This is a genomic window from Synechococcus sp. F70.1, from assembly GCF_047502745.1.
Lineage (GTDB): Bacteria > Cyanobacteriota > Cyanobacteriia > Thermostichales > Thermostichaceae > Thermostichus.
This window is the reverse complement of sequence record NZ_JANSJL010000035.1, coordinates 41,917-50,695: the sequence shown is the minus strand read 5'-3', so window position 1 is coordinate 50,695 and position 8,779 is coordinate 41,917. Positions and strand designations below refer to the sequence as shown.

9 protein-coding genes are annotated in these 8,779 nt (G+C 58.0%); 5 read left to right on the top strand and 4 right to left on the bottom strand.

Annotated elements, in window-relative coordinates; translation table 11 throughout:
* Both NW860_RS02615 and NW860_RS02610 read right to left on the bottom strand, forming a co-directional pair.
* On the bottom strand, positions 1-723 hold a 723-nt coding region (locus tag NW860_RS02615; RefSeq protein WP_414512203.1), incomplete at its 3' end, for an AAA family ATPase.
* 46 nt (positions 724-769) lie between these two features.
* Positions 770-2,962, bottom strand: coding sequence for a phosphoketolase (locus tag NW860_RS02610; RefSeq protein WP_414411930.1), 2,193 nt, complete (start codon positions 2,960-2,962; stop codon positions 770-772).
* 519 nt (positions 2,963-3,481) lie between these two features.
* Between NW860_RS02610 and NW860_RS02605 the strand changes: the two genes are divergently transcribed.
* Entirely contained in the window at positions 3,482-3,952 is a 471-nt protein-coding gene (locus tag NW860_RS02605; RefSeq protein WP_414405188.1) for a hypothetical protein, read from the top strand.
* Positions 3,953-4,022: 70 nt separating this feature from the next.
* On the opposite strand, the gene hemE is transcribed toward NW860_RS02605, so the two are convergent.
* Complete coding sequence (hemE, locus tag NW860_RS02600) at positions 4,023-5,123, bottom strand: uroporphyrinogen decarboxylase (RefSeq protein WP_414425214.1); 1,101 nt, start codon at positions 5,121-5,123, stop codon at positions 4,023-4,025.
* Positions 5,124-5,353: 230 nt separating this feature from the next.
* Here hemE and crtE point away from each other — a divergent pair, with 230 nt between their 5' ends.
* From crtE to NW860_RS02580, 4 genes are all read left to right on the top strand, one after another.
* Positions 5,354-6,247 carry a geranylgeranyl diphosphate synthase CrtE gene (gene crtE, locus NW860_RS02595; RefSeq protein WP_414410199.1) on the top strand — a complete coding sequence of 298 codons (894 nt, stop codon included), beginning with the start codon at positions 5,354-5,356 and terminating at the stop codon, positions 6,245-6,247.
* A gap of 48 nt (positions 6,248-6,295) precedes the next feature.
* The gene (locus NW860_RS02590) at positions 6,296-6,757 is read left to right on the top strand and encodes a divergent PAP2 family protein (protein WP_414396042.1); all 462 of its coding nucleotides are present in this window, start codon (positions 6,296-6,298) and stop codon (positions 6,755-6,757) included.
* 39 nt (positions 6,758-6,796) lie between these two features.
* Positions 6,797-7,396 (top strand): hypothetical protein, encoded by a 600-nt coding sequence (locus NW860_RS02585; RefSeq protein WP_414512200.1) that lies wholly within the window; start codon positions 6,797-6,799, stop codon positions 7,394-7,396.
* A 280-nt stretch (positions 7,397-7,676) separates the two neighbouring features.
* The gene (locus NW860_RS02580) at positions 7,677-8,504 is read left to right on the top strand and encodes a DUF1350 family protein (RefSeq protein ID WP_414411932.1); all 828 of its coding nucleotides are present in this window, start codon (positions 7,677-7,679) and stop codon (positions 8,502-8,504) included.
* Here NW860_RS02580 and NW860_RS02575 read toward each other — a convergent pair.
* Positions 8,501-8,746: a hypothetical protein gene (locus NW860_RS02575; protein ID WP_414512198.1), complete on the bottom strand. Its 246-nt coding sequence runs from the start codon at positions 8,744-8,746 to the stop codon at positions 8,501-8,503. The genes NW860_RS02580 and NW860_RS02575 overlap by 4 nt on opposite strands.
* Positions 8,747-8,779: the final 33 nt, after the last annotated feature.

The following is an 8,779-nucleotide window of genomic DNA, read 5'->3' as shown; positions in this document are numbered from 1 at the left end:
GAGTCTATATGTTTGGACAATGGCATGGACGTCTATTTTGGGATCCTTTAAACATTGCGTCAGTGTAATTTTTCCAGGAGCGGCTCTCAAATTTCTTGTCAGATCACCCTGAGAATCAAAGTCAACAACTAAGACCTTTTTTCCCTTGGTTGCTAGTGCTGCCGCAAGGTTAATGACCGTCGTTGTTTTGCCTACGCCCCCTTTATTGTTATACACGCATACAGTCAGAGCGCGCTCATAGTTTTCTATCTTGTCTCGCAAGTTACGCACTATGCTCTCAATGTTATCTGAGCTAATATCAAGGTTTGCTGTAGCAGGGTGAACGACTTTTCCATGCTTCCTCCAAAGCTGGATGTTATTTGCATTGGTGATAATTCCCCATTTTGCAGATTTGCAGTTCTTGGCAAGCAAGTAACTTTCTATCTGACAAACTGCATCTCTATAGCAAGATCCTTCTCTGAGATTAACTGCTCTAGATTTTGCCTCCAAAAGCAAGTAGGGATTCTTCGGGGATCTAAAGAAAGTATCTTCAGGATCTCCGTTCTTTCTTGCTGCGAGATCGACCTGGCCGCAACCTGTCTCGAATTCTTCTCTAATTTCCGAGTCGTCAAAGCCAAGCGCCTTCAGGAGAGGAACAGCAAAGCGTTGGACAACAACTCGCTCTACCCTCTCGGTGGGAGATATACTCTCAAGCTTCTCTCGGAGATAGCTAGCCTCAGTCATAGGAAAAAATAAGGTGGACAATGCTGACCAAGCTAAAAGCTTGCCCTTAGCCTAGCAATTGCTTTGCCCTCTCTGCCAGAGCCTGAGCTGTCAGGCCGTTGTAGTCCATGAGTTCCGTAGGGGTGGCGGTGGTTTCGCCACGTTTCCAGGCAAAGATGTCGCGCGGGCCAGTGTAGCGCAGCAACAGGGGCTCCAACATCAGGCTGGATCCGCCGGTTACGCCAATGAGGGCCTCGCCAGCAAACCAGGCGGCAAACTCCTGGTCAGACATGAACTCCCCATCAGCCTGGGCACAGGTGGACCAGGCCACGTCGACGGGGCGATAGAGGCGGCGGGGGTTGACCACAGAGACAATTTTGCTGCCGATCCCCTGGGCCTTGAGCTGTTCAGCGGCGGCAAAGACGGGCAGGAGGATCATATCTCCCACCACAGCAAAGACCACGGTGCGGGAGCCAGGCAGTTCCTGCAGCACAGTGCAACCCTGCTCCACTGCCTGGCGGGCTTGTTCTAGGGTGGTGCGGATGGGCAGGGGGGTTTTGCTGGCAAAGATCGGGATCCCTTTGTTGAAGGTCGATAAGGCCCACTCGTAGGCAGCTTGGGCGCAGTTGGCGTCGGGGGGAAAGAGGGGGAAAATGTTGCCGTTGCGCATCATGGCCGCTAGGTAGGCCTCAATTTCCGGCCGCTGGTGGGTCCAGCCGTTGCGTCCCTGCTCCAACGCTCCAGCCGTGAAGAGAGCAATAGCGGAAGGAGTGGGGCGGCGCAGCTCCGCCATCGCCTGGGTTACCGTCTGCCAGATGGGCAAGCCGTTGACGGCAAAGGCTTCGTAGGAGCACCAGAGGGAGCGCCCGCCAAAGAGTGCCAGGCCCCCTGTCAAGCCAGCGCAGGCATCTTCGCTCAGGGGTTCGTAGACCCGCCCTTGGGGCTGTTGGTTGTAGAGAGGATCCACTGTGGGGTGGATGACTTTCAGGCCCTGGTTGACATTGGCAAGACCAGAGGCCTCGTTGCCATCGGCATTGGCTACCAGAAAGTCAGGGTCTTTCTGCCCCACCTGCACCACCAAGGCGCCGATGGCAGTGGTGGAGACTTGCTTATCGCCGAGGGGGAACTCGGTTAAGTTCAGGGATCCCAAAGGCGGCAAGGGCCGGACGGACTCCGTGACAACTACCTTGGCGGCTGGCCCACCGGCTGCCCGCTCGCAGTTTTGGCGCACCAAAGCCCAAGCGGCTGGGTGGAGGGCCCGTGCCTGCAGAGCGGCCACGATGTCGGGGTGATCCAAGGTGTGGTGGGCATAGAGGTTGTGGGATTTGGATCCCTTGGCGTGTACGCCCGCTCCTTTGAGTTGTTTGAGGATGAAAACCGTCAGATGTCCGCTCAGCGCTGACTGGATGGCCCGCTCCATCTCGGTCAGTACCCTCTGGGCAAAGGCCAGACGGGCTTCCAGAGAAAATTGGGTGCTATCCACATAGGGACCGGGCTGCTGGGCATCGTCGAAGTCTTTGGCGTCGACTAGCACCACTTCCTCAAAGCCATTGCCCCGCCAGTACTCGACCATCTGAGCGTTGGTGAAGGTCGAGATCATGCTGTGGTGCTCTTGGCTATAGCCGTTCCAGACCAGCACCGGCAGGAAGTTGGTGCGCTGCGGGAAGGCGGTGTGAAAGTGGAGCATAGAGCTCATCACGTAGGGCTCCCCCAAGCCCCCATCGCCGATGGTGACGGGGAAGAGCCGATCCGGGTAGAGCAAGGCGGCGGCCATGGCAAAATGCTGCCCCTGCCCAAGGGGCCCTGCTGGCGCTAGCAGGCCAGGGACGTAGCCAGAGAGGTGACCCAGCAGCCCTTCCCGTTCCCGGAAGCGAGCCTGGAGGTCGGAGACGGTGTGGATGCCCATCTCCGCCAGCGATCCATCCAAGAACATGGCGGCATAGAAGCCGGGCGCGTGGTGGCCCACCTCGGTAGGGATGTTCTTTTGGCCCAGGTACACCAAAGCGGCATAGGCTTCCGCTTGGCTGGCAAATCCGCCCGGGTGGCCCGAGGCTTTGCTGGCGGTCATCTGCAGGGTGAGGTAGCGCAGCGCATCGGCATAGAGCAAGGTCTGGTAGGCGGCCATACGGCTGCCGGGATCCCGCAGCTTGCCTGTGGCAGCATCCACTGCAGGTTCCTGGCCCAGGCGGTCGAATTCCGGCCAGGGATCGCCAAAGTAGCGGATCCCTTGGCAGAAGGCGGGAATTGGGGCAGTTGTCATCGGCCAAGCCTCACTCTTGTCAGGTCAATCCTCACTTTAAACCGGATGAGGCTTTTCGGAGGTTTTAAGCCGAACTCTTCTAGCCGCCACTCTCCCTTGCGCCTCTGGCTTGGGCAGGCAAAAGGTTGCGCGGTCTATCTTCCTCATCGACGACAGAGACTGGGGCAGAGATGGGCTGCTCTTGCTGTTGCCTACAACATCTAGTGTCTCAAACTCCTTGGCTGCTTACTTTTCCACAATATGTAGATCAAAGACGGCAGATGCTCAACCAGTTTGCTTGACCTTTATCGTGGAGACATCTTGAAAGCGAAGACCCATGTCCCTTTTGGAAAAGCTGTGATACATTCAAGGGAGGCCAGAGCGGGATCTTTAAGGAGCCTGCAGCCCTTGGCAAAGAAAGGGAGAGGTCATCCTGTGGTAGCTTGAGTTTCGCAAAGTCTCTGGATTTTCTTTGCCCTAATTGAGGATTCAACACAACTTCCCGACCCACCTACTTTGTGCCTCAAGACTAGCTGCCCTATGACCGAGAGTCGTCCTTGTGCCCCCTGCATTGTCGACAGCGGAATTTTGGTTAACAAGCGGGATATTTACCGTCTTTTGGCGGATTTGGGGCGGGTTCGCTACTTCGATATCGTCGAAGGTCAGGTGCAAAGGCAGGGGGAGGGCTATGTGATGGAGGTATTTCAGGATGCAACGGCGGCCACCTTGGTGGCCAATCGCAGCCTCTACCTAAACCTAAACAGCTTCGACTACGCCTGCTTGCGGGATCCCTCCCCCGCTGAGGTGGCAGAGGTGGGCACGGAACGGCCTAGCGTGGTGATCGATCTGGTGCAGGAGCACCGCGTCTTGCGTTTGGTTCCCCTGTCGGATCCGCTGTCGGATCCCGCGCAACTGTGGGCAGATACTCGCGCGCTGCGGGCGGCAATGGCGGACGCCTTGGCAGCAAGCTGGAGCCTAGAAGAGGAGGACGGATCTTTCGAGCCCGATTGAAGGGGGGGATCCTCGCGCAGCGTTTCGGCAGGCTGGAGAGAAAAGGGCACCGGAGCCTGCTGGGCTTCAGTCAGGAAGCTGGGGAAGCGGCCCTCAGGAGTTCCGGCGACTGGCGCACCGTCTCGAAGAAGTAGTGGACATTGGCCTCAGGGGTGGCAGGGTGAACCCCATGCCCCAGGTTCATGATGTGCCCCCGCGAGCCCGCCTTCTGAATCACCTCCAGGGTGCGCTGGCGGATCAACTCCCGCGATCCCAGCAAGACCATTGGATCGAGGTTGCCCTGGACAGCCAGGGATCCCAGACGGGCCCTGGCTTCTGCCATGTCACTCATCCAGTCAAGGCTGAACACGTCGATACCAGCTTTACCCACCCGCTCTAGCAAGCCGGCGCTGCCGTTGATGTAGAGGATCAGCGGCACTTGGGGATACCGAGCCTTGACCTGATCCACAATCTGCTTTTGGTAGGGCAAAGCCCAGGTCTCGTAGTCGCTGGGGCTGAGCTGGCCAGCCCACGTATCAAACAACTGCACCGCTTGGGCACCGCTCTCAATTTGGTAGATCACGTAGCGGGCAATGCTATCGGCCAGCTTGCCCAGCAGCTGGTGCAAGAGCTGCGGCTGGGTGAAAGCCAAACTCTTGATGTAGGCATAGTCTTTGGAGCTGCGCCCCTCGACAGCGTAACAGGCCAAAGTCCAAGGTGAGCCAACAAAGCCCAGCAGGGTCGCCTTCCCTTCCACCTCACGGCGCAAGGTCGTGAGAATGGTTTTGATGAAGGGCAAGCTTTCTTCTGGCTCCAACAGTCGGATTTGCTCAATCTGGGCTTGGGAGCGAATTGGCGGGTCGATAATCGGCCCCTGGTTCTCCACCAGCTCAAAGGTAATGCCCATGCCCTCGAGAGGAGTGAGGATGTCGCTGAACAGGATCACGGCGTCGGGGGCAAAGGCGCGAAAGGGTTGCAAGGAGATCTCGATGGCTAGCTCCGGGATCTCGCAGCGCTGCTTGAAGGTGTACTTGCTCTGCAACTCGCGGTAGGCCGCCATGTAGCGGCCCGCCTGGCGCATCATCCAAACTGGGGGGCGATCCACCACTTCCCCGCGGGCTGCCCGTAGCAGGCGGTTGCCATCGCCATCGGGAGGAGGAGAAGCGCTGAGGTAGGCAGGTGAGTGGGACATGAAAAACTCAGCCAGTGAAGACCCTTAGTGCATCCTGACATCGAGATGACAAACGGCGCAAGCTTGCACTCCAAAGATCCCAGTACTTGCAATCCTCGCCATAAGCCAAAGCAAGCCTTGGCAGGAGGGATCCGGAGCTCGGGCGAACATGCGATAATGTCAGCCTGTGGGCCTTGTTGTAGAGCTGCCCGCCAGGGATCCTCTGGGGCTGAGTTGAGAGGAAAACCAGCTTGGTTGCCCAAACTTTCGACCTAGAAACCTACCTAAGCCAGCGGCAGCAACAGGTGGAGGAAGCCCTCTCTGCCGCGGTTAGGCCTGCTTATCCAGAACGCCTCTATGAGGCAATGCGCTATAGCCTCCTGGCAGGGGGGAAGCGCCTCAGGCCCATCCTCTGTCTAGCAGCCTGTGAGTTGGCCGGCGGCTCGGTGGAGCAGGCCATGCCTACGGCCTGTGCGCTGGAGATGATCCACACCATGTCGTTGATCCACGACGATCTGCCGGCCATGGACAACGACGATTTTCGCCGCGGCAAGCCCACCAATCATAAGGTGTTTGGTGAGGATATCGCCATTTTGGCAGGCGATGCCCTGCTGGCCTACGCTTTTGAGCATATCGCCAGCCAAACGCGGGGGGTGCCGCCGCAGCGGATCCTGGAGGTGATTGCCCGCATTGGCCATGCGGCTGCGGCAACTGGCTTGGTGGGAGGCCAGGTGGTGGATCTGGAGTCGGAGGGCAAGGCCATTTCCCTGGAAACCCTGGAGTACATCCACCGCCACAAAACCGGCGCCCTGCTAGAGGCCTCAGTGGTCTCAGGAGCGATCCTGGCCGGGGCCGATGAGGAGCTGCTGGGGCGGTTGAGCCACTATGCCCGGGATATTGGCCTAGCCTTCCAGATTGTCGACGATATTTTGGATGTCACTGCCACTAGCGAACAGTTGGGCAAAACAGCAGGCAAAGATCAAGTGGTTGCCAAAGCCACATACCCCAGCCTGCTGGGTCTAGAGGCCTCTCGGCAGAAGGCCGAAGAGCTGATCCAATCGGCTAAGCAGGCGCTGCGCCCCTATGGATCCCAGGCTGAGCCCCTGTTGGCCCTGGCAGATTTCATCGCCCGCCGCCAGCATTAACCTGCCCCCCTTGGAGGCCTTGCTCCCCTTCCTCTGCCGGAGAGCCCTATGCTGCAACAGTTGATGGCTAACCACGTTCTCTGGGTTGCCCTGCTGGCCAGTGGGTTAGCCCAGGCCATCAAGCTCATCCTGGCCTATGTGCGCTCGGGCAAGCTCAACCTGCGGGTCTTGCTGGAGATGGGGGGGATGCCCAGCTCCCATGCGGCCCTGGTGACTGCTTTGGCCGTGGGCGTGGGGTTAGAGGAAGGTTGGGATAGCCTCCTGTTTGCAGCAACGGTGGTCTTTGCCCTGGTGGTGATGTATGATGCTGCCGGGATCCGCCAGGCTGCTGGCAAGCAGGCGCAGGTGTTGAACCGCCTCCTAGAAGAATGGTTGGAAGAGAAAGGCGCCGATCGCTTCCAGGAGCCCTACCTGCGAGAGCTGCTGGGCCATACGCCCATCCAGGTGCTCGCCGGGGCAGCCCTAGGGGCGGCCTGTATTACCCTCTCGTTTGCTTTGGGCATTAGCTAAAGCTTGAGGCATCCTGGAGCAGCCGCATCAGGGATAACCATGGCCTCCAATTCCCAACCTCGTCCCCTCCAACGCTGCCCGGCCTGTGGTAAGCCCATCCCAGCCTACCGGTACAAGTCTCCCTACTGTGACTACTGCGGTTGGCGAGCTGGGGCAAAGCCGATCCCTCGAGAAGGCGGATCTGGGGGCAAGAGAGTTGGAGCCCGGGGGAGTATTCAGAGCCTCAACCTACCCCCCCTGCTGCGGCCACTGCTGAACTTCAACTTTTACCTCTATCTGGGCTGGGGGATCAGCCCTCTGTTTCCCCTGGTGGTGGATCGGCCGCTGCTGGCCGAGTCCAACTATCTGCTGCTGATCCCGCTTCTATTGAGCTGGGGGCTGCTCTATCTGGCGGTGCGGGATCGGCCGCTACCCCAGGATCTGCGGCTGCCGCGTCTATTGCTGGATGTGGCGTTTATCCTGCTGCCTTTCTTTCAAAGAATTAACGTCTCCAAAGCCCCTAACCGACCCTACTGGAATGCCCTACTCATCTGGGTCATCGGGATCCTACTGCTTGCTGCGGTGTGGCTGTGGAGCTTTAGCCTGCTTCTGACGGCATTGACACTGCTGTTGACCAGCTTCTGCACGCTGCTGTTCTAGCTACGTCCCGTGGGCATAGCGCTTCATCATCGATTAGCTCACAAGCCCAGAATACAAGAAGTACTTGGCATAACCACACGTATTTTAGCCAAAGTCCAGCGCCGTTCGCGCTAACTTTGCCCCGGGAAACTACTAGTGGTACTTTCACAAGGTCTCGCCAAGGCTTTCCTAGGAAGGCTTGTCCAGTTTGCCCTTCCCCTTGCAAAGAGGGGGCAATTAGGATGAAGGGGGATCCCGTTGGGAGGAATCTCAGTCAAATGGCAGGTGAGGTTGCTGCGCCATGAAACCGACTTGGCAAACGGATGGAGAGACTTGGTTGCTTCTGCCTCCCCAACCCCGCGCCGTAATCCACTTTCTAGGCGGAGCGTTTGTGGGATCTGCGCCGCAGTTTTTCTACAGCCGTCTGTTGGAAGAATTGGCCCGCATGGGCATGGCCGTTGTAGCCACTGCCTACGCCACCGACCTCGATCACGCCCAAATAGCTTTCAAGGCAGCACGATCTCTCCATAGAAGCCTGCAGAGCAAAGGCTTGATGGACTTACCCCTCTTTGGCTTGGGCCACAGCCTTGGCGGTAAGCTGCAGATCCTCTCCTGCCTAGCCCTCCCTTCTTTGGGATCCCAGCGGCGCGGCAATATTTTTTTGGCCTACAGCAATGCCGGGTTGGAGCGGGCGCTGCCGCTGTTGCAGGTGTTGGTGCAAGCGTGGCCTCAACAGCAACTCAGCGATCTGTGGCGGATGTGGATGGGATCCTCGTCACCGCCGGTAAACCTGTGGTTGGAGTTTGAGCCCTCTCCGGCAGAGACCAATCGCCTCATTGAGGAGCGGTATCCGGTGAGAAACAACCTGCTTGTAGAGTTTCAGCAGGATGATATTGACGATATTCCACTGCTCTATCAGCAACTTTCTCGCAAGTACGGGGAGCACACCGAATGGCAGCGTCTAGAGGGGGATCACCTAACTCCTCTGGGCTTTAGCTATCCTTTCCTGGTTGGGCAAGAGTTTAGCCCTGTCGACGCTCTTGCACAGCTTCTCTACCAAAACTTGCTTGCCCCCAACTACCTCCTGATCCAGCGCATCAAAGCCTGGTTGTCAGCCCAACTGGCCTAGTCGAGCCAGCTGAGATCCGAGAGGAGATCTTGGGCATAGGAGGAAGAAGAGTGGGCTTGCAGGTAAAACAACAGGCGTAGGATGTCGCTCATCAGGAAGTAACAGGTCAAGAGGCCACCAGCAGCCGTAGCCACTAAGGTTCCCGCCAGCATGCGCGAGAACTCCTGCCGCTGGAAAGCCTGCTCCATCAGGCGCAGCGCCCAAAGTCCCAGCAAGACAACAATAGCAAGGATGATCGACATATCGTAATCTATGCTGTAACTTAGTGTAACATC

Coding starts and splice junctions, on each gene's coding strand:
- NW860_RS02575 (WP_414512198.1), bottom strand. CDS start 8,746: ATGTCGATCATCCTTGCTATTGTTGTCTTGCTGGGACTTTGGGCGCTG.
- NW860_RS02585 (WP_414512200.1), top strand. CDS start 6,797: ATGGCCTCCAATTCCCAACCTCGTCCCCTCCAACGCTGCCCGGCCTGT.
- NW860_RS02610 (WP_414411930.1), bottom strand. CDS start 2,962: ATGACAACTGCCCCAATTCCCGCCTTCTGCCAAGGGATCCGCTACTTT.
- hemE (WP_414425214.1), bottom strand. CDS start 5,123: ATGTCCCACTCACCTGCCTACCTCAGCGCTTCTCCTCCTCCCGATGGC.
- NW860_RS02590 (WP_414396042.1), top strand. CDS start 6,296: ATGCTGCAACAGTTGATGGCTAACCACGTTCTCTGGGTTGCCCTGCTG.
- NW860_RS02580 (WP_414411932.1), top strand. CDS start 7,677: ATGAAACCGACTTGGCAAACGGATGGAGAGACTTGGTTGCTTCTGCCT.
- NW860_RS02605 (WP_414405188.1), top strand. CDS start 3,482: ATGACCGAGAGTCGTCCTTGTGCCCCCTGCATTGTCGACAGCGGAATT.